Raw genomic sequence first — 22,958 nt, forward strand, 5'->3', positions numbered from 1 at the left:
GAGGAGGAGAAAGAAATGAGAAAAGATGAAGAACTACAAGGAGTTACGCTTCTTGGAAACCAAGGGACGAAATATGTATTTGAATACAGCCCAGACATTCTTGAAGTGTTTGATAACAAACATCCTGACCGCGACTACTTTGTAAAATTTAACTGTCCGGAGTTTACGAGCTTGTGTCAATGAGGGCACACTTCAGTGGTGACACTGTCGGCTAAACCTTGTGAATTCAGGGGAAGAGAAAAAGGGTGGAAATTATCTGAATTTTTATGTACAATACAAGCATAGGAATATGTGTTCGTGAAAGGGTGTTTGTATTGTACGGTACACCTTGGAGAGATAAGGGATGGTTTACTGAGCAGTTTATTTACATTGGGAAAAGTATTCATGAGTTGTCCATTGAATTAGGTATGGATTGGTCTAGTCTTGAAAGGTGGAGGCAGATTCACGGGTTACCTAGGCACTCGGAAAGAGAAAGGATTATTGCGGAGTACGGATTAGATGTTTTTGAAAACATAGTGAAGAGGAAAAAGGAAAGATATTCGATTTCTAATAAAAGAAAAGCAGAGATTATGTATAAAGGGAAAAGTTATGAGGATATTTATGGTAAAGAGAAGGCTCAAGAAATAAAAAATAAAATTTCTGCTTCAAATAAAAATGTGAAAAGATCAGAGGAATTTAAAGAAAATCTATCCAAAAAACAAAGGGGAAAAAATAATTCGAATTGGAAAGGTGGATTTTACAGTTCTCAGGTCTATAAACACATTGATCGTCTTAGTGTGAAAGAGTATGTTCTTGACACTTGGAATAGATATATCGTTATTGAAAAAGACTATACTTGTGAGTGCTGTGGAATCAGATCCATTACTTGTAATGGACATCATCTCCTATCTTTTACAAAAATTTTTGATGCTATTTGCTTTTATTTAGATAAACGTAATTGTTTAGACACACTGTCTGTCATTTCAGAAATGCATAAATTTCATAAAGAAAACTTTAGTAAAATTTACAAATGTTTGTGTTCTGCATGTCATCGCAATATCCATCGACAAGAGAATTATTATATGAGAATGCAAGAAGAGAATCGTCTTATCCATTTATTAGAACCCTATTTCTCCAACCCTGAGCCAAGCCTTAAAGAAGAAAGTGCGATGTATACAGCCTTTTTCTTTAAGGAAGGTGCAGAGACTATCGAAATCACTTTATCACGAAGCGAGTAAAAGTAGTGATAAAGGAAGAGAGTAGAGTACATCACGATGAAAATATCGTGGTGGAAGCGCAAGGGTTCTTATTCGATATCGCAGTCGAATAAGAATAAGATATAGTCCACCTGCTCTACAAAAAGCAGTTGCCAAAAACCGGACAACCAGATTTTGCAACAATTTACATTAGTTATATTCCTGATAAAAAATGTGTTGAAAGCAAGTCGCTGAAGTTATATTTATTTAGTTTCCGCAATCATGGTGATTTTCATGAAGATTGCGTCAATATTATTATGAACGATTTAATTCGCGTCATGGAGCCGCGCTACATTGAAGTGTGGGGGAAATTTACACCGCGCGGCGGCATTTCGATTGACCCGTATTGCAACTGGGGTCGCCCGGGAACGAAATACGAACAAATGGCGGAATATCGCTTATTAAACCACGATTTATATCCGGAAAAAGTCGATAATCGCTAAGAAGGCTGGCTGATAAGTCAGCCTTAAAAAATTCATAAAAGAGAACTAGTTTTTTTTCGTAAACGGGTATATAATGACAAATTGTTATGAACCTTTTTTGTTTGGGGGGTCTTCATTTGAGACAGAGAACGGCTCTTGTGATCGGAGCAAGCGGATTAGTCGGAGGCGAGCTTCTCCAGCGGTTGCTTCGTTCAGAGCATTATGAACAAGTGACGGTGTTCGTTCGAAAACAAATGGCTTGTAAGCATGAGAAATTAAAACAAGTTGTCGTTGATTTTGACAACATCGAACAATATGAAGAATATTTTCATGTCGACGATGTATTTAGTTGTTTAGGGACGACGATGAAAAAAGCAAAAACAAAACAACAATTTATTAAAGTGGATTACGAATATACGTTGCGGGCGGCAAAACTGGCGGAAAAATGCCACGTTAAAACGTTTTTATTCGTTTCTGCGATCGGGGCAGATCCGCACTCGATGTTTTTTTACAATCGCGTCAAAGGAGAAACGGAAGAAGCGTTGCAGCGGCTTACGATTCGCTCGTTGCACATTTTTCGCCCATCTTTATTAACAGGAGAGCGACAAGAATTTCGCCTCGGTGAAAAAACAGCGGAGTGGCTTTCTCACGGTTTTTCGTTTGCGTTCGTCGGCAAATGGGAAAAATATAAGCCGATCGCTGCAAAACAAGTGGCGGAAGCGATGTATTATGCTGCGCTTTCGGAAAAACAAGGGGTATACATTTACGAATGTAGCGAAATGAAAGGTCAATGTGAACAACAAAGAGGGCTGTCTCATCAACAATAAGCAGCCCTCTTTTCGTTACTCTACAATTTTATAATTTTTATGGTTGACGACTGTTCGTTCTTGTAAGTCGAGTTCTTTGTAGTTATCCATGTACGTTAAGTCGACAATAACTGAATTTTCGTTTACTTTTTCAACGATTCCCCGCAACCCATTTTTAAATTCAATGATGTCGCCAATTTGCGCTTTTTTCATTGAAAATCCCCTTTACTTTTGAATTTTTAACCCTTTTTTCTATTTTGCATGATTTTTCCTTGTTCGTAAAGGGCATTTTCAACTATTTTTAACGCTGTGGCCCATACGGCATGTATGGCCACATTGGACTAGGCATCATCTGTGGCATTTGTTGTGGCATTTGTGGCATCGGCATCATTTGCGGCATCCCCGACCACATCGGTCCCATCGGCATCCCACAGCCACAATCCCCCGGCATCATTTGCGGCATCGGCATCATTTGCGGCATTTGTTGTGGCATCATCTGTGGCATTTGCGGCATTGACATCGGCTGCGTTTGTTGCGGCATCATTTGTTGATCTAAACGGAAATCTTCATACATATTCCAGTTATTCATCGTTTATCATCCTTTCTTTCATTTAGAATCCACCAACATTGTATGTGCATTTTTTATAGACGTGTGTCAATATAACAAAATTAGGCATTCACACATCGTATTGACATGTATCGTTAAGCGCGTTAAAACAAAGAGGGAGGGATGAACGTGACTGAACAAGAAGCGAAGCAACTTCTTCAACAATTGCGCACACGCGACATTCCGCATGTGCTTGTAAAAAAGGAACATTTTTTAACGTTTCGCCATGTGCTCGTCCAACAAGAAGATTTTAAACATTTTCGCGGCGTCGCTCAGCGCGGCGGCGATGTCGTGTACTACTATATGGATGAGCCGCGCAGTTAACGTAACGTTTTAGCTTTTTGACAGCGGACATGCGCCATTGTTTTACGGCATTCACGCTTACGCCTTCTTCATGAGCGATTTGTTTTAATGTTTTTCCTTCGATCACATGACGAACAAGCCATATGCGCTCCCGTGGTGTGAGATTGCGCATCGCATCTTCCCAGATGATGCCGGCAAAAAAATCGACATCTTCTTTTAACATATATTCATCTGGCAACGGAACGTGTACGATTTTTGTTTCTTTGCGCAACTGTGATACGATGCGCCAGCGAATCATTTTAAACGCGAACGTGCAAAATGAACCTTTCGTTTCGTCGTATCGCTCATACGCTTCCCAAAGCGCAATGAAGCCGATTTGCATATATTCATCGACATGACGGCGAATATGCAACTTGCGAATGATATAAGAAATGAGCGGGCGATATTCGGCAATGATTTTTTCAAATGACATATATATCCCTTCCTTGAAGGCGCGCCTTCAGTTATTCCGCGGTACATTTAGCCTAACAAAAACGCTTGCATCACGCGAAAGACAAAACGGAGAAAAATCGCCTATTTACGTCTCGCATATACACCATTTCCCTTAAGGAAACACAAAAAATCAGGCGGAAAACAGGCAGGAAATAAGGATTTTGCGAAAAAATGTTTTGAACAATGGAAAAATTTTGTGTTATGATAATAAAAAATGGAAAGGCATGAGCAAGATGAAAATAAGAAAGGCATGTATTGACCAACATTCGTCCCAACAAAATGTATACATTTATGAAAATAAAAAAGAACAATATATCGTTGTTGCGATTCCGTATTTGGAATGGTCCACTTATGTCAGCTACGATGATTTCGCCCATATCGAATCGCGTTTACAACAATCGCTCGCGAACGTGTTAGAAGAAGAGCATGTTCCGCCGCTTGCGATGAAGCTTGCCCAATGGATGAGAGAAATGTAAGAAAGGTTTCGTTGCTAGATGAAATACGCTATTGTCATTTATGTGATTGTCAGCACCATTTGGATCGTATTGACTGATTTTTATGTAGAAAAGTTGCCGCTTCCGCAACAAATCGTGCCATATGTTCAAACGTTCAAAGGGTTTATGTTTGTCATTTTGTCTGCCGTATTTATGTATATCGCTTTTAAAAAACATCGCGAATTAAAACAAATGAGCGAAAGCGAACAAGAGCTGTTGACGCTCATTCACGCGATGCCTGATTTCGTATCATTTAAAGATGGACAAGGCCGTTGGCTCCGGGTAAACGAATTTGGCTTAAAGCTATACGGACTTGAACATGTCGATTATAAAGGAAAAACAGATGCTGAACTGGCGGAATATGCCCCACATTTTCGCGAGGCTTTACTTTATTGCATCGATTCGGACGAAGAAGCGTGGCGGGCGAAAACGGTGACGCGTGCAGAAGAATCGTTTCCGACGCCAAACGGTGAAGTGAAAACGTTTGACGTCATTAAAGTGCCGCTATTTTACGAAAACGGGAAACGAAAAGGGCTTGTCGTCATCGGTCGCGACATTACACAACAAAAAGTTGCCGAGCAGCTATTGTTGAAAAAAGAAAAACTATCGGTCATCGGTGAGTTAGCAGCAGGCATCGCCCATGAAATTCGCAATCCGTTAACGTCCATTAAAGGCTTTTTGCAAATGATGAAAGAAACGAAAGAAGTAGATGAACGTTTCGTGCAAATTATGTTGGATGAAATTGAGCGCGTCAATCAAATCGTCAGCCAACTTCTCGTGCTTGCGAAACCGCAAATGAAATCGTATAAACCGTTCGCTTTACATGACGTTGTTGACTACGTGATCGGGCTGTTTACGTATGAAGCGATTTTACAAAATGTACAAATGAAATATGAACCGCGCACATCCGCAATCGTATATGGCGACAAAAACGAGCTTATTCAAGTGTTTGTCAACGTCATCAAAAACGCATTAGAAGCGATGCTAAAGGGGGGAACAATCACCATTTCTACGAAAGAAAAAGATGACCGTGTCCACGTCATCATCGAAGATACAGGAAAAGGGATTGAGCGAGAGCGTCTAAAACGAATTGGCGAACCGTTTTATACGTTAAAAGAAAAAGGAATGGGGCTTGGGTTAACGACAAGCATGAAAATCGTTCATGAACATAAAGGCACGATGCAAATTGAAAGCAAAGTTGGCAAAGGAACACGGGTTGAAATCATCTTACCAACATATAAAAATGACCCGTCTTAAAACGGGTCGTTTTTATTACTCTACCCATGTCGTCACTTCATCTACTGGTAGACGAAGGGAAGGATGGGCAGGTGCGCTCGCTTTACCGATTGTAATGAGCATCACCGGAATGTATCGGTCAGAAATGTGAAACTCTTTCATGAATGCTTGTGGGTCAAAGCCGCCGATCGCGCACGTATCAAACCCTTCAGCTTTTGCGACAAGCATGAGTTGCATCGCAGCTAACGAAGCGTTCGTTAACGCAGCATCGCGCGCATATTGTGCGTTTGTATACGCTCCTTCAATTTGTTTTGCGAGCGTTTCTTTCACTTCTTTTGTCATTTTTCCTTGTGCGACAAGCGGATCATATACGGCATCTATTTTTTTATTTGCTTGTAAATCGCCAAGCACGGCAACAACTGCCGATGCATCAACGATTTGTTGTTGGTTGTAAGCGATCGGGAGGAGCTTTTGTTGCGCTTCTTTTCCAGAGATGACGACGAAATGCCAATGTTGCAAATTCCAAGCAGAAGGCGCCTTCGTCGTTAATTGTAAAATTTTTGTTAGTTGTTCTTTCGAAATCGAAGCGTTCGGATCGTATTTCCGAACAGATTGTCGTTGTTCAATGATTGAAATCATATATATTTCCTCCTTAAATGTACAAAAATAAAATTACTTACTTTTTGTTAGTTACGATAAATATATTAATTTAGTTACAATACGTTTGTCAAATTTCATGCATAGGGTGATCATTCATGGAACATGCACATGTTTGTCCGAAATTTGAAGCAGCGTTTCAACTGCTGGGAAAAAGATGGAATGGGTTAATTATTCACGTTTTATTTCGCGGCCCGCTTCGTTTTAAAGATTTAGCGGAAAGCATCCCGGAAATTAGCCAAAAAATGTTAACAGAACGATTAAAAGAATTAGAAGAAGAACAAATCGTCGTTCGCCGTGTTTACCCTGAAAAGCCTGTGCGCATTGAATATGAATTAACGGACAAAGGGAAAGATTTACATATCGTGATGGAAGCGGTGCAAGTGTGGGCAGAAAAATGGGTGTAGCCCCTAACCTTTCGCCATCGTCGTTGCGATAGTATAAGTGAAAGGAGGGGGAAGACATGCTTCAACGTTCACAACTTCGTTTAACGTTTGAAGTTGGCGTGACAGAAACGGGCAAACCGCTATACAAAAATAAAACGTATACGATCAAACCGAACGCAACGGAAAGCTCGCTCGTCTCTGTTGCCCAAGCGCTTGCATCTTTGCAAAGCGCGCCGCTCGTTCACGTATATCGCAACGATGTGCACGTATTAGGCGAATAGGAGGGATGACAAATGAAAACGCTTGAATTGCAGTTTATGAATGAGGAAGGAAAGACGGTTCGTTTCAGCGTCGATGCACCGCGTGAAGATGTGACAGAAGCGCAAATTAGCCAAGCGATGGATGTCATCATTGCCGCAAACGTCTTTCCATCGAGTGGAGGCGATCTCATCGCGAAAAAAGGAGCGCGCCTCATCGATACAACGGTGACAGAATGGACGTTTGCATAAACGCTCAAGGTGTCCTGTGCGTCGGGACACCTTGTTATATATAAGCGAAAATCGAAGGAGTTGAGAAAGATGGAAGCCTATTTGTCGCTTCTTTCCGATGTCGGTTTTCCGATTGCGGTGACGTTTTATTTACTGCATCGGATTGAAGGCAAATTAGATGCGGTCATCGATTCGATTCGTACGCTAGGTGAACAATGGAAAGCACCCAACTAAATGGGTGTTTTCTTTTTTTCTTCCGTTTGTTAACATACATATGTAAACATGTTGTTTATGTGAGTTAAGGGGGGTTTTATTTTGTTTAAACGAAAACGAGATGAGCGCGATTTACAACTTGAAGCGATTTTACAAATGAAAGAAGAGCCGCTTCATTTAAACGACAAAACGGTCGAACGGCAGCTGGCGCTCATCGGGATGACGACAAAAGATATTGCCATTTTGCAGTACGTCAAGCCTTATATCGAAGCGCATATTGCCCGCATCGTTGACGCCTTTTATGGTGCGCTTCAAAAAGAAAGCCATTTGCTTTCAATCATTCAACAACATAGCACGATTGAGCGCTTAAAACAAACATTAACGATCCATGTAAAAGAAATGTTTAACGGACAAATTGATGAAGCGTTTATTGAAAAAAGGCGTCGCGTTGCCCAAGCACACGTCCGCATCGGTTTAGAGCCGAAATGGTACATCGCTTCGTTTCAACATTTGCTTGAGGAAATATTAGCGGTCATGCTCGACCAACTGCGCCAGCCGTCGTATGTCATTGTCGTCATGAAATCCGTCTCGAAAATGTTAAACGTCGAACAGCAGCTCGTGTTAGAACAGTATGAACGGGAAAATGAAGCGCTTCGTTTACAAATGGAGACGCTCAAACAACAAATGAAAGAACAAGTGAAAGAATCGCTTCAACAGTTAAGTCACGTATCTGATGAAGTAAGCACTTCCGTTTCTTCGTTAAACGCACAAACCGCTGGCATTTTGCAGGCGGCAAAAGAAGCTTCTCATGTGGCTGTGGCAAGCGCTGAAAAATCAGCAAAAGGAAAACAACAATTGCAAGCGCAAGTAGAAAACATGCGACAAATGAATGAAAAAATGAAACAAATTGAAGCGAATATGGGCAAACTTCAACAAGCGATGAAAGAAATTGAACATATCGCTTCGCTTGTGACATCCATTGCAGATCAGACGAATATGCTTTCACTGAACGCCTCGATTGAAGCAGCGCGGGCGGGAGAGCACGGAAAAGGTTTTGCTGTCGTTGCTGATGAAGTGCGCAAACTGGCGACGCAAACGAAACAATCGGTCGCTGATGTATCGCTCGTATTAAGCGGCATTCATGATCATATTGTTGCGATGTCACAATCACTTGAACAAGCATCGCTTTCTGTGACCGAGAGTACAAATGGAATGGAAACGATTTATTCGTTTTTTGATGAATTTGCATCCGCACTTGAACGCATTTGCCAATATAACGTACGAATCGATGACGAAATGAAAGCGTGCGTACAAGCAGTAAGTGAAATTCACAAGGCGATGGAACACGTATCCGCATCTGCGGATGAATTAGAAGGGCTAGCGAGCGAATTGTAATCCGTCCTCTTTTTTCTTTACTTTTCGAATATATTGCCTCGGCTGAAACGGCTCACGATGCCTTTCGTTTACGGTCGCGTAAACGAAAGGCTCTATTTTTTTTCCTTCGGTTTCATAGTCAGTGAAAAACATGGCAAACATAAAAAAAGCAACCATCGCTTTCGCTCCTTTTTTGTTTTTACTATGTATTTTGAAAAAAAGTGAAACTTTTTATACATATGGTTCGTATAAAAAAGAGGATTGTTATGTTAGAAGGAGGTTGACTGCTTTGCCGACATTACATATCGCGATGTTTGCGCCGTTTTTGTTGGCGTTATTCGTTCCGTTGTTGTACAAATTCGTCCGCTCGCTGCACGTTGGGTGGTTCGTCTTGCCGCTTCCGCTTGCGTTATTTGTTCATTTTCTATCTTATATGGATGACGTGCGCAACGATGAAGCGATTCGTGCGACAATGCCTTGGATTCCGTCGCTACACATTTCATTGGATGTATATGTCGATGGATTAAGTTTACTGTTTGCGTTATTAATTACAGGGATCGGTACACTCGTTGTGCTATATTCCATTTATTATTTGCAAAAAGGAAAAGAACAGCTCGGTCATTTTTACGTATATTTACTTTTATTTATGGGCGCTATGCTCGGTGTTGTTTTATCAGACCATCTCATTGCGCTATACGTCTTTTGGGAATTAACGTCTATTTCATCATTTTTATTAATTGCTTATTGGTATACGCGTGATCGTTCGCGCTATGGGGCACAAAAATCAATGCTTATTACGATGTTTGGCGGGCTGCTTATGCTTGGCGGCTTCGTTGCGCTTGCGATCGCAGGTGGAACGTATCACATTCGTGAACTTGTCAATACACCATTAACGGAACATCCGCTGTTTATCCCCGCTCTTTTCCTTATTTTGTTTGGTGCTTTTACGAAATCAGCCCAATTTCCGTTCTATATTTGGTTACCTGATGCGATGGAAGCACCGACGCCTGTTAGTGCGTATTTACACTCTGCCACGATGGTGAAAGCAGGAATTTATTTAATTGCACGCTTGACGCCGATTTTTGCGGTTTCGTCTTTTTGGGTTTGGACTGTGGCGCTCGTCGGGCTTGTGACGTTATGTTGGGCATCGTTTTTAGCGTCAAAACAGACGGATTTAAAGGCGATTTTAGCGTTTTCAACCGTCAGTCAGCTCGGTTTAATTACGTCGCTGTTAGGAGTCGGTGGACTAGCGTTTCATTACGATTGGATGGAAGAAAACATATTTATGGTTGCGGTGTTAGCTGCCATTTTTCATCTGTTTAACCATGCGACGTTTAAAGGGAGTTTGTTTATGGTTGTCGGCATCGTTGACCATGAAACAGGAACGCGCGACATTCGCCGTCTCGGAGGGTTAATGACGATCATGCCGATGACGTTTACGATCGCGCTCGTCGGTTCGCTTTCGATGGCAGGACTGCCGCCGTTTAACGGCTTTTTAAGTAAAGAAATGTTTTTTACTGCGATGTTGCGCGCGAGAGAAGTGGCAGGATGGGCGGCTATTTTACCGGTTGTTGCGTGGGTTGCAAGCATATTTACGTTTTTATATAGCGCTCTTTTTGTGAGCCGCACGTTTTTTGGCACATACAAGCCGCATTTATTGAAAAAAGAAGCGCATGAAGCTCCAATTGGTATGCTCATAGCACCAATTGTGCTCGCGTTGCTCGTCATCTTCATCGGAATTGTGCCAAACGTATTGTCGGAATCTATACTAGCACCAGCCGTATATGCGGTGTTATACGGACTGTTTACGCCAAATGAAGCGGTTGATGTGCATATTTCTCATTGGCATGGGTTTACGCCAGAATTGTTTATGACGCTTGGCGTGTTATTGTTCGGTTCGTTGTTATACCGCACGTTTCCGAAATGGAAAAAGGTGTATGCTCACCTTTCTGAACGGATGTCGTTAAACTTTTTTTACGATCAGTCGTTCGTTTGGATGGAAAGAGGGGCACAGGCGTTTACTTCACGCATCATGACAGGTTCGATGCACACGTACTTGATGTACATTTTTGCATCGCTTATCGTCTTGCTTTTGTTTACGATCGGTTTAAGCGAGCAATGGAACGTCGATTTAAGCCGCCTAGCGCACATTCGCATATATGAAGTGGTGCTAGCTTTAGCTATGATCGCAGCGACGATCACGACGGTGATGGCGAAATCACGTTTAACAGCTATCGTTTCATTAGGGGCTGTCGGTTATTCGATGGCGTTGTTTTTCGTGCTATTTCGCGCTCCGGATTTAGCGCTAACGCAACTTGTCATTGAAACGATTTCTGTGGCGCTCTTTTTGCTTTGTTTTTATCATTTGCCGAAATTTAGTCAAAAGCAAGAAAGCGTCGGTTTTAACGTAGGAAACGCGCTCATTTCTGTTGCGGTTGGCGTCACGATGAGCGTCATTGCCTTTTTTGCGTATGCAGGAAAACATTTCGATTCCATTTCGCAATATTACGTAGACAATACGTATGAAAAAGCGGCTGGAAAAAATATGGTCAACGTCATTTTAGTCGATTTTCGCGGCTTTGATACGTTGTTTGAAATATGCGTGTTAGCGATTGCCGCATTAGGCATTTATGCGATGGTGAAATTGCGGCTTGCGAAGGAGGAGGAACGATGAAGCGAAACGATGTCATTTTACGAACGACAACAGCGGTCGTCACGCCAATCATCGTACTGTTTTCCGTTCAGCTGTTTTTTGCAGGACATTATTATCCGGGCGGCGGTTTTATTGGCGGATTGATGACAGCTGGTGCGCTCGTTTTATTGCTTTTAGCGTTCGATATTGAAACGGTTCGCAGCATGGTTCCGATCAATTATAAATGGCTTGTGGCGATTGGATTGCTGTTTGCGGTCGGAACCGGAATGAGCAGCCTATTTCTCGACCGTCCGTTTTTAACGCATGCGTATCAATACGTTCATTTGCCGTTGCTTGACCATACGTCGCTTCATACCGCGGTGTTATTTGATTTAGGTGTTTATTTTGTCGTCGTTGGCGTGACGATGATTATTATTGAAACGATAGGGGAGAGCGACTAATGGAACTGCTTATGATTGTCGTCATCGGTTGTTTATTTACCGCCGCGACATATTTAATACTGAGCAAAAGTTTGCTTCGCATCATTATCGGTACAGGCTTGCTTAGCCATGGCGCTCATTTGTTATTGTTGACAATGGGCGGGTTAAAAGTAGGCGCCCCACCTCTTTTAGGGGAAAAAGCGGCGCGGTACGTCGACCCACTGCCGCAAGCGCTCATTTTAACAGCAATTGTCATCAGTTTTGGGGTAACAGCATTTTTCTTAGTGTTAGCGTATCGTTCATACCAAGAAATTGGAACAGACCATATGGAAGGGATGAAGGGAGATGAGTAACCTTCTGCTTTTGCCAATTGTTATTCCGCTTGTGACGGCAATCATTCTTATTTTTTTTCCGAAGCACGTGCTTTGGCAACGCGTCGTTTCAGCGGTAGCGACAAGTAGTTTAGTCGTTGCAAGTAGCGTGTTGCTTTATCGCGTCCATACAGACGGCATTCAAACGTTAAACGTCGGAGATTGGCCAGCGCCATTTGGCATTACGCTCGTATCCGATTCGTTATCCGCGCTTCTTGTGCTTACGGCAAGCATCATCGCGCTTGCTTGCTTAGTTTATTCGTTTTACGCCATTGGAAAAGAGCGAGAAACGTTTTATTACTATTCGTTTTTTCAATTTTTGCTCGTCGGTGTGAACGGATCGTTTACGACAGGAGATTTATTTAACTTGTTCGTCTTTTTTGAAGTGATGCTTATGTCTTCATACGTTTTGCTTGTGCTTGGCGGGACGAAAAGGCAATTGCGTGAAACGATTAAATATACGCTTGTCAACGTCATTTCATCCGCCTTATTCGTCGTTGCGGTGGCGTATTTATATGCGGTGACAGGAACGTTAAATATGGCGCATTTAGCTCAGCGCATTCATGATCTTGGCTCGTCCCCCATTTTAACGGTTATTGCGGTGTTGTTTATCGTTGTATTCGGATTAAAAGGGGCGATTTTCCCGTTATACTTTTGGCTTCCGGGTGCATATTATGCGCCGCCGACACCTGTGTTCGCGTTATTTGGAGGACTATTGACAAAAGTAGGGGTATATGCGATATTGCGCACGTTTACGCTTTTATTTACGCATGATGCTGCCTACACGCATACGTTGCTCGCTTGGCTTGCGCTCGGTACGATCGCGATTGGCGTCATCGGAGCGGTGGCGTATCACGATATGCGTTACATCGTCATTTATAACATTATTGCAGCTGTTGGTGTCATGATCTTTGGCATTTCCATCATGACTCCAGAAAGTGTAGAAGGAACGATTTTTTACTTGTTGCAGGATATGGTGATGAAGACGACGCTCTTTTTGTTCGTTGGCATCGTCTTTTCAATTACGCGTTCGAACGATATTCGTTCGTTTTCCGGGTTAATTGCGCCATACCCGCTTCTTGGTTGGTCGTTTTTTATCGCCGCGTTATCGCTTGCGGGCATTCCGCCATTTAGCGGATTTATCGGCAAGTTGCTCATTGTAAAAGCAAGCTTTGATGCACATCTCATATTTGAAGCGATCGTCATTTTATTGTCGAGTTTGCTTGTGTTATATTCCGTCATGAAAATATTTATGAACGGCTTTTGGGGAGAGAAAAAAGGATTTGAACAAAAGCGGCTTGATGGACGAATCGTTCCTGTGCTCGTGTTGCTTGTTTTATCCGTTGCATACGGCGTTGGCGTAGAATTTGTCCGCCCGTTTGTTGTCGATGCTGTTCGTGTATTGACGGAGCCGAATTTGTACATTCAAGCGGTGTTAAAGGAGTAGAAAGCGATGGCATTTCAAATTTTATTAAACGTTTGTTTAGCGTTCGTATGGATGTTTTTAACGGTTTCATTTGACGGGGCATCGTTTATCGTCGGCTATATGATCGGGCTGTTTATTATTTTTATGTTGCGACGCTTTTTCCATTCGCGCTTTTATCTTTTTCCGGTGTTTGTTATTGTGAAGTTGCTGTTTATCTTTTTCAAAGAGCTCATTTTATCGAACATCGCAGTGGCAAAAGTCGTTATGAAACGTCCGCTAACGATTCAGCCTGCCATTTTTGCATTGCCGACGGAGTTAAAAAAAGAGTGGGAAATTACGATTTTAGCAATGCTGATTACGCTCACACCGGGTACGCTCGTTTTAGACGTATCCGATGATGGAAGCACGTTGTATATTCATGCGTTAAACAGCCCAGATGTGCATGAAGCCATTGAAAGCATTAAACAATCGTTTGAAAAAACGATTATGGAGGTGAGCAAATGATTGCCAATATCGCTCTTGTCATCTTGTCATTAGCGATGATCGGTTTTTTATATCGCGTTGTGAAAGGGCCAAGCGTCGCCGATCGCATCATTGCCCTTGATGCTGTGGGCATTACGCTCGCGGGTATGGTTGCGATCGTTTCCATGTTGTTAAATACGAGCGCGTTTTTAGATGTCATTTTGCTCATCGGCATTTTAGCGTTTGTCGGGACGGTGGCGTTTGCGAAGTTTTTAGAGAAAGGGGTTGTCATCGAACGTGGGAACGATCGCTAATGTGATTGTCGCAACGCTCATTTTACTCGGGGCGGTATTGACCCTTTTATCTGCTATCGGCGCGATTCGTTTGCCGGATGTATATACGCGCAGCCATGCGATTAGTAAAAGTACGACGCTTGGCATCATGTGCATTTTACTCGGCGCGTTTTTACATTTTTTGATTGAAAACAACCACTTTAACTCTCGTTTATTGCTCGGCATCGTTTTTATTTTTATGACATCTCCTGTGGCGGCGCATCTCATTAGCCGCGCAGCGTATTATGCAAACGTCGAGCGATGGGAAGGAACGGTTCGCGATGATTTAAAAGAAAAAGCTGGCGGAAAATAACCGTCAGCTTTTTTTATGAAAAATATGAGCGAATGATTAGATGAAGTTCGGCATCATGTTTTGTTGGAATTTGATGGCGTGCCCCATCGACATAGACGATGCGGACGTCGGGTGCGTGCTGTTGAAATATACGACCATACGCATGGACGTAATAATCGCGAGCGCCGTATATAAGTAAAAGAGGACAACGAAGCTCGTGCAATCGGTCGGTGGAACGGTAATGAAGACCTGCGACGTACATTTCATACAAACGCTTTCGGTCGCTTAAACGAACATAGTTCGCGATCATTTGTTGTTCTTCTTTCGTTATGCCGTGGGAACGACCGAGCACGTTTGCTAAAAAAGATAGCCCGTGCCATTTGACCGCATAAATGCCCATGAAAAATTCGCCGTACAACAGCGGGGTACATACTTCCGAAAAACCACCAATTAATATAAGCGCTTTGACTTGATGTGGATATTGCAATGCAAAATGTTGTGCAATCGACCCTCCGTTTGAATAGCCACAAACGATCGCTTCTTTGATTTGTAAATGATTAAACAGCTCATGTAAATCGCTCGCTAACATATCCATAGTTATCGGCTTATTTCCTTTTCCGCTTTTTCCATTTCCTCTTAAATCGTATGTGACGACTTGAAACGAAGAAGAAAGTTCGCTTTGTTGGCGATGAAACGTCACGCTTCCCATGCCGGGTGGATGAACGAATACAATCGGTGTCCCGCTTCCTATCGCCTCATAGTACAAAGGAACGGAATGTTCGACAAATGTATAAGCCATTTCGCATCTTCCTTTCGTTTTCATACGAATAGTATGCGAAAAAAGAGCGATATTTTATGCTGGTTTCAATTTAATGGAAGAAAAGTTTAAAAGTATACGGTTAATAGAATTGTAGTTTCATGTTATCATATGAGCAGAGAAGCGCTTCAAAAAAGAAAAAAGGAGTTTGGGACGATGAAAAAAACGATTGTAGCTGGAGCGGTATTATCGACGTTATTTTTAGGGGAAAAAGCGGTAGATGCCGCGCAATATACAGTCAAATCAGGCGATTCGTTATGGAAAATTGCCCAAACGTTCCGTACGTCAGTGACTGAATTAAAAACGTTAAATCAACTAACGACAGATGCGATTTTTATTGGACAAGTATTACAAGTGCCTGATGCACAAGCAACTGTTCAAACAACTGCGCCAACAAATACAACAACTACGACATATACGATTCAAAGCGGCGATACGTTATCTACGATTGCTAGAAAATGGAATACAACCATCGCGCGTCTTCTTGAACTTAATCCGACGATCACAGACGTGAATCGTATTTATGTTGGACAAGTATTACAAGTGCCGGCGACAAGCGCGACAAATACAACGACAAATCAATTCACGTCACCAACGCCAGCACCAACGACGACATTTACAACGCCAAATAGCGCAACAAAACGATATATCGTTCAACCGGGCGATACGTTATCTGCGATTGCGAAAACGTTTAATACAACAGTAAACCATTTACTTGCGTTAAACCCAAGTATAACGAGCGTCGATTTCATTCGTGTCGGGCAAACGATTTACGTGCCGCTTTCTTGGGAAGAACGGGCGAATGCAGTGATTGAAACAGGGAAAAAATATATCGGTGCGGCATATTTGTTCGGTGCCCCGACGACGCGCACAGACGTGTTCGACTGCTCGTCGTTTACGTATCGCGTATATAGCGAAAACGGCGTCACATTGCCGCGCACATCGCGCGAACAAGCGATGGTCGGAACTGAAGTGCCGCTTGCAAGCGTTCGAAAAGGCGACTTAATGTTTTTCGATACAGATGGAGATGGAATCATTAACCATGTATCCATTGTCGTCGATAGCGAAACGTTGTTGCATGCTGCAACAAGTACAGGAGTCGCGTTTGCGAACATGAAACCGTATTGGGCACCGCGCGCAGTAAAAGCCGTTCGTCTTTTTTAATTGAAAGGAAGATGCCTCTTACGTTTGAGGCATCTTTTTGTTTATGCGAAGCACCGTTTCGATCGCCTCATGCACGGAGGAAACGACGTAGCCTGCTTCTTTTTTCACTTGCTCATGCGCGTGCGACATGACGAAACTATGCGGGGTGAGGCGAAACATCGGAATATCATTAAACGAGTCGCCAAAGCAAGCGACTTGTTCCGGTTGAATGTGTAAATGGTTCATTAACAGTTGAAGCGCTTCACCTTTACTAATTCGTTTCGGCATAATGTCTAAACAACGCGGTTCAGAAATGAACGTATCGACATACGATCCCCACGTTTCATTGACGAAGCGTTCAAAACGGTTGACGACATGCTCTTCCCCAATGACCGTGATTTTTGACGGATGGATGTCACGTCCGATCGCATGAAGCATCTCTCGCTTTTCAACAATGTCGAAAAATAACCGCGCTCTCATTTGTTCGATTTGTTCCGTTTTCGTTTCGACAAAGCTCGTTTGTTCGTTACATACGAGCACAATCGCTTCAAGGGTGCGCGCTCGTTCATAAATGGAACGCGCAAGAGCTGAATCGAACGCGCGCTGATGAAGAAGACGATGATCGCTTGTGTACACAAATGCGCCGTTTTGGCTAATGCGATGCGCGTCATGACCGATTTCTTTTAACACTTCTAAAATTTCATTATCCATTCGCCCAGAAGCGACGGCAAACTGGATGCCGCTTGTTATGGCGCGAACGACCGCCTCACGATCTTCTTCTTTGACGCGCCGGTCGTAACCGAGCAACGTACCGTCTAAATCGGTGACGATGAGTTGAATCATGATGGCAACTCCTTTCCATTTCGTCATGAACAAAAGTTTAATCGAACAAACGCATTTGTGCAATTGAAATGCTTGATTGTAAAAAAACGTTCACAGCTGTCTTGACAAAAAACATCGCATTTCCATTGACGTTGCTTCGTTCGTTTCGTAACATTGAAAGTAATGTAAACGTTTTTAAAGGAGCGAACTAGACGTGGAACAATCGTTTCGCATTGAAAAAATATTAAACAACAACGTGCTCATTGCCTCGCATCGAATGTACGATGAAGTCGTACTCATCGGCAAAGGCATCGGCTTTGGCAAAAAGAAGGGGGATGTCATCGAACAAAACGGCGTTGAAAAATGGTTTATTTTAAAAAATGAGCGTGAACAAGAACAATATAAAAAGTTGTTGCCACATGTCGATGAGGAATTTATCGGCTTAATGAACGACATCATTTATCATATCCGAAAACGAACGAACAGTCCGTTAAATGAACATATTCACGTCGCCTTAACGGACCATATTTTGTTCGCAATCAAGCGATTAGAACAAGGAATGGATATTAAAAATCCATTTTTAGTTGAAACGAAAAGTTTATATCCGCTTGAATATGACGTCGCTACCGAAGTAGTGAATATGTTAAATGACCGATTGCACATTCAACTCCCCGAAGGAGAAATTGGTTTTATCGCGTTACACATTCATAGTGCGTTAACAAATCATCAACTGTCGGAGGTGAATCAACATTCGCAATTGATTTCTCGGCTCGTTTCCGTCGTCGAAGAACAGCTCGACATTCGCATTGATCGTGAAAGCATTCATTATTTACGGTTTGTTCGTCATTTGCGCTATGCGATTGAGCGAGTAAAAAAAGGAGAAAAAATTGAAGAGCCAAAAAAATTATCAAACATATTGAAAGAGACGTACCCACTATGTTATAATTTGTCGTGGAAGCTCATAAAAATTATGCAGCAAACGTTGCAACTTCCGGTAGATGAAGCAGAAGCAGTATATTTAACGTTGCATTTGCAGCGGTTAACTGGAAAAAGTGAATAAATGGGCACTTATCTTTACGTGTTACTGATTCGATCAGGCATGAGTAAAGAAGGCAAGAAAAGTGGTGTAACGAAACGTTCGTTACATAATACCCTTTTTCTGTCATTCTTTGCTCATGCCTTTTTGTTTTCCCTTATTTGCAAATGCTTACATTTGTTAGACGTCTAACGTTTCACTTCATCTACTTTTCATGCATGAATATGCCGTTTGTTGCAAACCTTAACACGATGAAGGAGGGTTTTATATGAAAAAAGCGTTTGGTACGTTACAAAAAGTCGGTAAAGCGCTTATGCTTCCCGTTGCGATTTTACCGGCAGCAGGTATTTTGCTTGCGTTTGGTAACGCATTGCAAAACCCAGCATTAATCGAAAAAATTCCAGCGTTAGAAACAGGCTGGGTTGAAATGGTTGCAAAAGTGATGGAGCAATCCGGTGGGATTGTGTTTGCGAACTTGCCGCTTTTATTCGCGGTTGGGGTTGCCGTCGGATTAGCTGGCGGTGAAGGGGTTGCTGGTTTAGCAGCAATCATTGGCTACTTAGTCATGAATGTAACAATGAGCGTCATTTTAGGTGTCACATCCGATCAAATTGGCACAGATCCATCGTTTGCAAACGTCTTAGGTATTCCGACGTTGCAAACAGGGGTATTCGGCGGGATTATCGTCGGTATTTTAGCCGCGTATATGTACAACAAATACTTTAACATTGAATTGCCATCTTATTTAGGTTTCTTTGCAGGAAAGCGTTTCGTTCCAATTGTAACCGCTGCATCCGCGTTAATTCTCGGTATTGCGATGACGTGGCTATGGCCGCCTGTTCAACACGGCTTAAACGCATTTTCGCACAATATGATTGACGCAAACCGTACGTTAGCTGCATTTATTTTCGGTGTTATCGAGCGTGCATTAATTCCGTTCGGTTTACACCACATTTTCTACTCACCGTTCTGGTTTGAGTTCGGTCAATACGTAAACAAAGCAGGCGAACTCGTACGCGGTGACCAACGCATTTTCTTCGAACAAATTAAAGACGGTGCCGAACTAACAGCGGGTACGTTTATGACAGGAAAATTCCCGTTCATGATGTTCGGTTTACCAGCAGCGGCGCTTGCGATTTATCATGAAGCGCGTCCAGAAAACAAAAAAGTTGTTGCAGGGATTATGGCATCTGCCGCGTTAACATCGTTTTTAACAGGAATTACAGAACCAATTGAATTTTCATTCTTGTTCGTTGCGCCGGCATTGTTTGCGATTCATACGATTTTCGCTGGTTTATCATTTATGCTTATGCACATATTAAACGTCAAAATCGGTATGACGTTCTCTGGTGGTGTGATCGACTACTTACTATTCGGTGTGTTGCCGGGGCGTACAGCATGGTGGCTCGTCATTCCGGTCGGTCTTGTGTTTGCGGTCATTTACTACTTCGGCTTCCGTTTTGCGATTCGCAAATGGGATTTAGCAACACCAGGTCGTGAAAAAGAAACGACAGAAACGACAGCTTCAGCAGACGCAGGCGAACTTCCGCACGAAATTTTAGCGGCGCTTGGCGGAAAGGAAAATATCGCCCATTTAGATGCGTGCATCACACGTTTGCGTGTATCTGTCAACGACATTCAACATGTCGATAAAGATCGTTTAAAATCGCTCGGGGCAGCAGGCGTATTAGAAGTCGGCAACAACATTCAAGCGATTTTCGGACCGAAATCAGATATTTTAAAAACACAAATTAAAGACATTATGGAAGGGCGCGTGCCGACAAAAGCAGTAGAAAAGGCGAAACCAGCGGTGCAAGCGACGGGAGAAACTGAACAAGTCGCATCGCCGTTAACAGGAAAAGTCGTTCCACTTTCTGAAGTGCCAGATCAAGTGTTTTCAACAAAAATGATGGGCGACGGTTTTGCGGTTGAGCCGACAGACGGGACAGTCGTATCGCCAGTAGACGGAACGATCGTGAACGTGTTCCCGACAAAACATGCGATCGGCATTCAATCAAACACAGGTCGTGAAGTGCTCATCCACTTCGGGATTGATACGGTGAAATTAAACGGTCAAGGATTTGAAGCGCTCGTATCAGAAGGTGCAGCAGTGAAAAAAGGACAACCAATTTTAAAAGTTGACCTTGCATACGTGAAACAACATGCTCCTTCTGTCGTCACGCCAATTATTTTTACAAACTTGCAAGCAGGAGAAACGGTACAAATCGCGAAACAAGGAACGGTAACAAAAGGCGAAGACGTTGTCGTCGTTCAAAAATAATTTACTTGCAAAATGCGTCATTTTTCGGTAAAAAAACATAGAGGGTTTTCGCCCTCTATGTTTTCAAAATATAAAGTGAGGAGATGAGCAATATGCAAAAAACGTTTCAAGTAACAGCAGAATCTGGCATTCATGCCCGTCCAGCAACAATGTTAGTGCAAACAGCGAGCAAATTCGATAGCGACATTCAATTAGAGTACAACGGCAAAAAAGTAAACTTAAAATCGATTATGGGTGTCATGTCATTAGGTATTCCACAAGGTGCGCAAATTACAATTTCAGCTGAAGGTAGCGATGCAGCAGATGCGATGAACGCATTAACAGAAACGCTAGCAAAAGAAGGATTAGCTCAATAATGAAAAAACTGCAAGGGATTGCTGCATCGAATGGCATTGCCATTGCGAAAGCGTACCGTTTAGAACATCCCGATTTAACGGTTGAAAAACAAACGATTGAAAACCCAGCTGAACAAGTAAGCCGTTTCCAACAAGCGCTCGCCAAAGCGAAAGAAGAGCTAAAAGCCATTCAAGCGCACGCATTAAAAGAGCTTGGCGAAGATAAAGCGGCTATTTTCTCCGCCCACTTACTCGTACTAAGCGACCCAGAACTCGTCCAAGCTGTTGAACAAAAAATTGAACAAGAACGCGTCAATGCAGAATTTGCTCTTCATGATGTCGCATCGATGTTTATTGCGATGTTTGAAGCGATGGATAACGAATATATGAAAGAGCGGGCTGCGGACATTCGCGATGTCACAAAACGCGTCCTTGCTCATTTGTTAGGAGTAACGATCTCTAACCCAAGCATGATTACAGAAGAAGTCATCATTGTGGGCGAAGACTTAACGCCGTCCGATACAGCACAATTAAACCGAAAATATGTGAAAGGTTTTACAACTGACATCGGCGGTCGCACATCCCACTCAGCGATTATGGCACGTTCGATGGAAATTCCAGCCGTCGTCGGAACGAAAGAAGCGACAGCGACGATTCAAAACGGCGACATCGTCATTATTGACGGACTTGACGGGGAAGTGATCGTGAATCCGACAGAAGAAATCATTGCCCAATATGAACAAAAACGTGCCGCATTTGCTGCACAAAAAGCAGAATGGGCGAAGCTCGTTCACGAGCAAACGATGACGAAAGACGGTCACCATGTCGAGCTTGCGGCGAACATCGGCACGCCAAATGACGTCGAAGGTGTGCTTGCGAATGGAGCAGAAGGCATCGGTTTATACCGCACCGAATTTTTATACATGGGACGAAGCGAGTTGCCGACAGAAGAAGAGCAGTTTGAAGCATATAAAACGGTGTTAGAAAAAATGGAAGGAAAACCTGTTGTCGTTCGTACGCTCGATATTGGCGGCGACAAAGAATTGCCATATTTAGACCTTCCAAAAGAAATGAACCCGTTTTTAGGTTTCCGCGCCATTCGCCTTTGCTTAGATATGCAGGAGATGTTCCGTACGCAACTTCGCGCGTTGTTGCGCGCAAGCGTATACGGCAACTTAAAAGTGATGTTCCCGATGATTGCGACGTTAGACGAATTCCGTCAAGCGAAAGCGATTCTTTTAGAAGAAAAAGAAAAGCTCGTTGCAGAAGGCGTTCCGGTGTCTGATGAGATTGAAGTCGGCATGATGGTCGAAATCCCAGCTGCTGCCGTATTGGCGGATCAATTCGCAAAAGAAGTCGATTTCTTCAGCATCGGTACAAACGACTTAATTCAATATACGATGGCGTCCGACCGAATGAACGAGCGTGTCTCATATTTATACCAACCGTACAACCCAGCGATTTTGCGCCTCATTTATAACGTCATTGAAGCGGCGCATAAAGAAGGAAAATGGGTTGGCATGTGTGGAGAAATGGCAGGGGAACAACTTGCTGTGCCAATTTTACTAGCATTTGGTTTAGATGAATTTAGCATGAGTGCCACATCGATTTTACGCGTTCGCTCACAATTAAAGAAACTGTCGAAACAAGAAGCTGAACAAGTGAAAAATCATATTTTATCGTTTTCGACAGCAGAAGAAGTCGTTCGTTTCGTAAAAGAAACGTTTCACGTATAAGAACCGATTACTTCGGTTCTTTTTTTATGGAAAAAATCGGTATAGAACGGTCATAGACAGCGTGGCGTAAACCTTTTATAATAAAACTACAACTTTATTAATTTTTCGACAACGTTCGAC

27 protein-coding genes and 4 pseudogenes are annotated in these 22,958 nt (G+C 42.7%); 25 read left to right on the forward strand and 6 right to left on the reverse strand.

The features are described from left to right. Positions 1-15 precede the first annotated feature (15 nt). The 4 genes and pseudogenes from LH47_RS15045 to LH47_RS04680 form a co-directional block, all read left to right on the forward strand. Positions 16-177 (forward strand): annotated as a pseudogene (locus LH47_RS15045) (preQ(1) synthase); the annotation flags it as partial. A 137-nt stretch (positions 178-314) separates the two neighbouring features. After that, positions 315-1,217: a hypothetical protein gene (locus LH47_RS04670; RefSeq protein ID WP_043965114.1), complete on the forward strand. Its 903-nt coding sequence runs from the start codon at positions 315-317 to the stop codon at positions 1,215-1,217. 131 nt (positions 1,218-1,348) lie between these two features. Next, a pseudogene (queF, locus tag LH47_RS04675) lies at positions 1,349-1,678 on the forward strand (preQ(1) synthase); the annotation flags it as partial. 86 nt (positions 1,679-1,764) lie between these two features. Further along, on the forward strand, positions 1,765-2,484 hold the full coding sequence (locus LH47_RS04680; protein ID WP_043965116.1) for an oxidoreductase: 720 nt from the start codon (positions 1,765-1,767) through the stop codon (positions 2,482-2,484). 15 nt (positions 2,485-2,499) lie between these two features. Here the strand turns inward: LH47_RS04680 and LH47_RS15050 are convergent, their stop codons facing one another. Continuing rightward, a complete protein-coding gene (locus tag LH47_RS15050; protein WP_009362719.1) occupies positions 2,500-2,676 on the reverse strand; it encodes a YkvS family protein in 177 nt (58 codons plus the stop codon). Positions 2,677-2,764: 88 nt separating this feature from the next. After that, positions 2,765-3,052 (reverse strand): hypothetical protein, encoded by a 288-nt coding sequence (locus LH47_RS04685; RefSeq protein WP_043965118.1) that lies wholly within the window; start codon positions 3,050-3,052, stop codon positions 2,765-2,767. A 147-nt stretch (positions 3,053-3,199) separates the two neighbouring features. Here LH47_RS04685 and LH47_RS04690 point away from each other — a divergent pair, with 147 nt between their 5' ends. Then, positions 3,200-3,394 carry a hypothetical protein gene (locus tag LH47_RS04690; protein WP_235341054.1) on the forward strand — a complete coding sequence of 65 codons (195 nt, stop codon included), beginning with the start codon at positions 3,200-3,202 and terminating at the stop codon, positions 3,392-3,394. On the opposite strand, the gene LH47_RS04695 is transcribed toward LH47_RS04690, so the two are convergent. Further along, on the reverse strand, positions 3,321-3,845 hold the full coding sequence (locus tag LH47_RS04695; protein WP_043965122.1) for a sigma-70 family RNA polymerase sigma factor: 525 nt from the start codon (positions 3,843-3,845) through the stop codon (positions 3,321-3,323). The genes LH47_RS04690 and LH47_RS04695 overlap by 74 nt on opposite strands. 244 nt (positions 3,846-4,089) lie before the next feature. Between LH47_RS04695 and LH47_RS04700 the strand changes: the two genes are divergently transcribed. Both LH47_RS04700 and LH47_RS04705 read left to right on the forward strand, forming a co-directional pair. Next, positions 4,090-4,341 carry a YueH family protein gene (locus tag LH47_RS04700; RefSeq protein ID WP_235341052.1) on the forward strand — a complete coding sequence of 84 codons (252 nt, stop codon included), beginning with the start codon at positions 4,090-4,092 and terminating at the stop codon, positions 4,339-4,341. 18 nt (positions 4,342-4,359) lie between these two features. After that, positions 4,360-5,616: an ATP-binding protein gene (locus LH47_RS04705; RefSeq protein ID WP_043965126.1), complete on the forward strand. Its 1,257-nt coding sequence runs from the start codon at positions 4,360-4,362 to the stop codon at positions 5,614-5,616. Between the two features lie 15 nt (positions 5,617-5,631). Here LH47_RS04705 and LH47_RS04710 read toward each other — a convergent pair whose 3' ends face one another. Further along, positions 5,632-6,234, reverse strand: a complete 603-nt coding sequence (locus LH47_RS04710; RefSeq protein WP_021095647.1) for a nitroreductase family protein — start codon at positions 6,232-6,234, stop codon at positions 5,632-5,634. Between the two features lie 116 nt (positions 6,235-6,350). Between LH47_RS04710 and LH47_RS04715 the strand changes: the two genes are divergently transcribed. The 13 genes and pseudogenes from LH47_RS04715 to mnhG all read left to right on the forward strand — a co-directional run bounded on the left by LH47_RS04715 (position 6,351) and on the right by mnhG (position 14,689). Beyond that, positions 6,351-6,659: a winged helix-turn-helix transcriptional regulator gene (locus tag LH47_RS04715; RefSeq protein WP_043965128.1), complete on the forward strand. Its 309-nt coding sequence runs from the start codon at positions 6,351-6,353 to the stop codon at positions 6,657-6,659. Positions 6,660-6,715: 56 nt separating this feature from the next. Further along, entirely contained in the window at positions 6,716-6,919 is a 204-nt protein-coding gene (locus LH47_RS04720) for a DUF1659 domain-containing protein (protein WP_004891408.1), read from the forward strand. 12 nt (positions 6,920-6,931) lie between these two features. After that, complete coding sequence (locus LH47_RS04725) at positions 6,932-7,147, forward strand: DUF2922 domain-containing protein (protein ID WP_043965131.1); 216 nt, start codon at positions 6,932-6,934, stop codon at positions 7,145-7,147. A 69-nt stretch (positions 7,148-7,216) separates the two neighbouring features. Further along, entirely contained in the window at positions 7,217-7,360 is a 144-nt protein-coding gene (locus LH47_RS15055; protein ID WP_009361115.1) for a YvrJ family protein, read from the forward strand. Between the two features lie 135 nt (positions 7,361-7,495). Beyond that, positions 7,496-7,975: pseudogene (locus LH47_RS17205) on the forward strand (protoglobin domain-containing protein); the annotation flags it as partial. Between the two features lie 237 nt (positions 7,976-8,212). Further along, positions 8,213-8,734, forward strand: a pseudogene (locus tag LH47_RS17210) (methyl-accepting chemotaxis protein); the annotation flags it as partial. 268 nt (positions 8,735-9,002) lie between these two features. Then, positions 9,003-11,387 carry a Na+/H+ antiporter subunit A gene (locus LH47_RS04735; RefSeq protein ID WP_200890848.1) on the forward strand — a complete coding sequence of 795 codons (2,385 nt, stop codon included), beginning with the start codon at positions 9,003-9,005 and terminating at the stop codon, positions 11,385-11,387. After that, positions 11,384-11,806, forward strand: coding sequence for a Na(+)/H(+) antiporter subunit B (locus tag LH47_RS04740; protein ID WP_043965136.1), 423 nt, complete (start codon positions 11,384-11,386; stop codon positions 11,804-11,806). The genes LH47_RS04735 and LH47_RS04740 overlap by 4 nt, the downstream gene beginning before the upstream one ends. After that, complete coding sequence (locus LH47_RS04745) at positions 11,806-12,138, forward strand: Na(+)/H(+) antiporter subunit C (RefSeq protein ID WP_043965138.1); 333 nt, start codon at positions 11,806-11,808, stop codon at positions 12,136-12,138. Before LH47_RS04740 ends, LH47_RS04745 begins: the two co-directional genes overlap by 1 nt. Then, positions 12,131-13,603, forward strand: coding sequence for a Na+/H+ antiporter subunit D (locus LH47_RS04750; RefSeq protein ID WP_043965139.1), 1,473 nt, complete (start codon positions 12,131-12,133; stop codon positions 13,601-13,603). The genes LH47_RS04745 and LH47_RS04750 overlap by 8 nt, the downstream gene beginning before the upstream one ends. A gap of 6 nt (positions 13,604-13,609) precedes the next feature. After that, a complete protein-coding gene (locus tag LH47_RS04755; protein WP_043965141.1) occupies positions 13,610-14,086 on the forward strand; it encodes a Na+/H+ antiporter subunit E in 477 nt (158 codons plus the stop codon). After that, positions 14,083-14,358: a Na(+)/H(+) antiporter subunit F1 gene (locus LH47_RS04760; protein WP_043965143.1), complete on the forward strand. Its 276-nt coding sequence runs from the start codon at positions 14,083-14,085 to the stop codon at positions 14,356-14,358. The genes LH47_RS04755 and LH47_RS04760 overlap by 4 nt, the downstream gene beginning before the upstream one ends. Beyond that, the gene (gene mnhG / locus LH47_RS04765) at positions 14,330-14,689 is read left to right on the forward strand and encodes a monovalent cation/H(+) antiporter subunit G (RefSeq protein WP_043965145.1); all 360 of its coding nucleotides are present in this window, start codon (positions 14,330-14,332) and stop codon (positions 14,687-14,689) included. Before LH47_RS04760 ends, mnhG begins: the two co-directional genes overlap by 29 nt. Positions 14,690-14,702: 13 nt before the next feature. Here mnhG and LH47_RS04770 read toward each other — a convergent pair whose 3' ends face one another. Then, positions 14,703-15,467 (reverse strand): alpha/beta fold hydrolase, encoded by a 765-nt coding sequence (locus LH47_RS04770; RefSeq protein ID WP_043965146.1) that lies wholly within the window; start codon positions 15,465-15,467, stop codon positions 14,703-14,705. A 174-nt stretch (positions 15,468-15,641) separates the two neighbouring features. On the opposite strand from LH47_RS04770, the gene LH47_RS04775 reads away from it, so the two are divergent. Beyond that, positions 15,642-16,649: a C40 family peptidase gene (locus LH47_RS04775; protein WP_043965148.1), complete on the forward strand. Its 1,008-nt coding sequence runs from the start codon at positions 15,642-15,644 to the stop codon at positions 16,647-16,649. An 18-nt stretch (positions 16,650-16,667) separates the two neighbouring features. Here LH47_RS04775 and LH47_RS04780 read toward each other — a convergent pair whose 3' ends face one another. Beyond that, complete coding sequence (locus tag LH47_RS04780; RefSeq protein ID WP_043965150.1) at positions 16,668-17,471, reverse strand: Cof-type HAD-IIB family hydrolase; 804 nt, start codon at positions 17,469-17,471, stop codon at positions 16,668-16,670. 193 nt (positions 17,472-17,664) lie between these two features. On the opposite strand from LH47_RS04780, the gene glcT reads away from it, so the two are divergent. The 4 genes from glcT to ptsP all read left to right on the forward strand — a co-directional run bounded on the left by glcT (position 17,665) and on the right by ptsP (position 22,838). Further along, positions 17,665-18,510 carry a glucose PTS transporter transcription antiterminator GlcT gene (gene glcT / locus LH47_RS04785; RefSeq protein WP_043965152.1) on the forward strand — a complete coding sequence of 282 codons (846 nt, stop codon included), beginning with the start codon at positions 17,665-17,667 and terminating at the stop codon, positions 18,508-18,510. A gap of 244 nt (positions 18,511-18,754) precedes the next feature. After that, positions 18,755-20,767 carry a glucose-specific PTS transporter subunit IIBC gene (gene ptsG, locus LH47_RS04790; protein WP_043965154.1) on the forward strand — a complete coding sequence of 671 codons (2,013 nt, stop codon included), beginning with the start codon at positions 18,755-18,757 and terminating at the stop codon, positions 20,765-20,767. 83 nt (positions 20,768-20,850) lie between these two features. Further along, positions 20,851-21,123 (forward strand): phosphocarrier protein HPr, encoded by a 273-nt coding sequence (locus tag LH47_RS04795; RefSeq protein WP_326938910.1) that lies wholly within the window; start codon positions 20,851-20,853, stop codon positions 21,121-21,123. Next, positions 21,123-22,838 carry a phosphoenolpyruvate--protein phosphotransferase gene (ptsP, locus tag LH47_RS04800; protein WP_043965157.1) on the forward strand — a complete coding sequence of 572 codons (1,716 nt, stop codon included), beginning with the start codon at positions 21,123-21,125 and terminating at the stop codon, positions 22,836-22,838. Before LH47_RS04795 ends, ptsP begins: the two co-directional genes overlap by 1 nt. Positions 22,839-22,958: the final 120 nt, after the last annotated feature.

This window comes from Anoxybacillus thermarum (assembly GCF_000836725.1).
Classification (GTDB): Bacteria; Bacillota; Bacilli; order Bacillales; family Anoxybacillaceae; genus Anoxybacillus; species Anoxybacillus thermarum.

Excerpts from the sequence above, each read along its gene's own strand:
- LH47_RS04740 (WP_043965136.1), top strand. The coding sequence starts at position 11,384 with ATGAAGCGAAACGATGTCATTTTACGAACGACAACAGCGGTCGTCACG.
- LH47_RS04770 (WP_043965146.1), bottom strand. The coding sequence starts at position 15,467 with ATGGCTTATACATTTGTCGAACATTCCGTTCCTTTGTACTATGAGGCG.
- LH47_RS04750 (WP_043965139.1), top strand. The coding sequence starts at position 12,131 with ATGAGTAACCTTCTGCTTTTGCCAATTGTTATTCCGCTTGTGACGGCA.
- ptsP (WP_043965157.1), top strand. The coding sequence starts at position 21,123 with ATGAAAAAACTGCAAGGGATTGCTGCATCGAATGGCATTGCCATTGCG.
- LH47_RS04725 (WP_043965131.1), top strand. The coding sequence starts at position 6,932 with ATGAAAACGCTTGAATTGCAGTTTATGAATGAGGAAGGAAAGACGGTT.
- LH47_RS04795 (WP_326938910.1), top strand. The coding sequence starts at position 20,851 with ATGAGCAATATGCAAAAAACGTTTCAAGTAACAGCAGAATCTGGCATT.
- ptsG (WP_043965154.1), top strand. The coding sequence starts at position 18,755 with ATGAAAAAAGCGTTTGGTACGTTACAAAAAGTCGGTAAAGCGCTTATG.
- LH47_RS04680 (WP_043965116.1), top strand. The coding sequence starts at position 1,765 with ATGAACCTTTTTTGTTTGGGGGGTCTTCATTTGAGACAGAGAACGGCT.
- LH47_RS04710 (WP_021095647.1), bottom strand. The coding sequence starts at position 6,234 with ATGATTTCAATCATTGAACAACGACAATCTGTTCGGAAATACGATCCG.
- LH47_RS04695 (WP_043965122.1), bottom strand. The coding sequence starts at position 3,845 with ATGTCATTTGAAAAAATCATTGCCGAATATCGCCCGCTCATTTCTTAT.
- LH47_RS04775 (WP_043965148.1), top strand. The coding sequence starts at position 15,642 with ATGAAAAAAACGATTGTAGCTGGAGCGGTATTATCGACGTTATTTTTA.
- LH47_RS04780 (WP_043965150.1), bottom strand. The coding sequence starts at position 17,471 with ATGATTCAACTCATCGTCACCGATTTAGACGGTACGTTGCTCGGTTAC.
- LH47_RS04705 (WP_043965126.1), top strand. The coding sequence starts at position 4,360 with ATGAAATACGCTATTGTCATTTATGTGATTGTCAGCACCATTTGGATC.
- LH47_RS04720 (WP_004891408.1), top strand. The coding sequence starts at position 6,716 with ATGCTTCAACGTTCACAACTTCGTTTAACGTTTGAAGTTGGCGTGACA.
- LH47_RS04700 (WP_235341052.1), top strand. The coding sequence starts at position 4,090 with ATGAGCAAGATGAAAATAAGAAAGGCATGTATTGACCAACATTCGTCC.
- LH47_RS15050 (WP_009362719.1), bottom strand. The coding sequence starts at position 2,676 with ATGAAAAAAGCGCAAATTGGCGACATCATTGAATTTAAAAATGGGTTG.
- LH47_RS04685 (WP_043965118.1), bottom strand. The coding sequence starts at position 3,052 with ATGAATAACTGGAATATGTATGAAGATTTCCGTTTAGATCAACAAATG.
- LH47_RS04745 (WP_043965138.1), top strand. The coding sequence starts at position 11,806 with ATGGAACTGCTTATGATTGTCGTCATCGGTTGTTTATTTACCGCCGCG.
- LH47_RS15055 (WP_009361115.1), top strand. The coding sequence starts at position 7,217 with ATGGAAGCCTATTTGTCGCTTCTTTCCGATGTCGGTTTTCCGATTGCG.
- LH47_RS04755 (WP_043965141.1), top strand. The coding sequence starts at position 13,610 with ATGGCATTTCAAATTTTATTAAACGTTTGTTTAGCGTTCGTATGGATG.
- LH47_RS04760 (WP_043965143.1), top strand. The coding sequence starts at position 14,083 with ATGATTGCCAATATCGCTCTTGTCATCTTGTCATTAGCGATGATCGGT.
- LH47_RS04715 (WP_043965128.1), top strand. The coding sequence starts at position 6,351 with ATGGAACATGCACATGTTTGTCCGAAATTTGAAGCAGCGTTTCAACTG.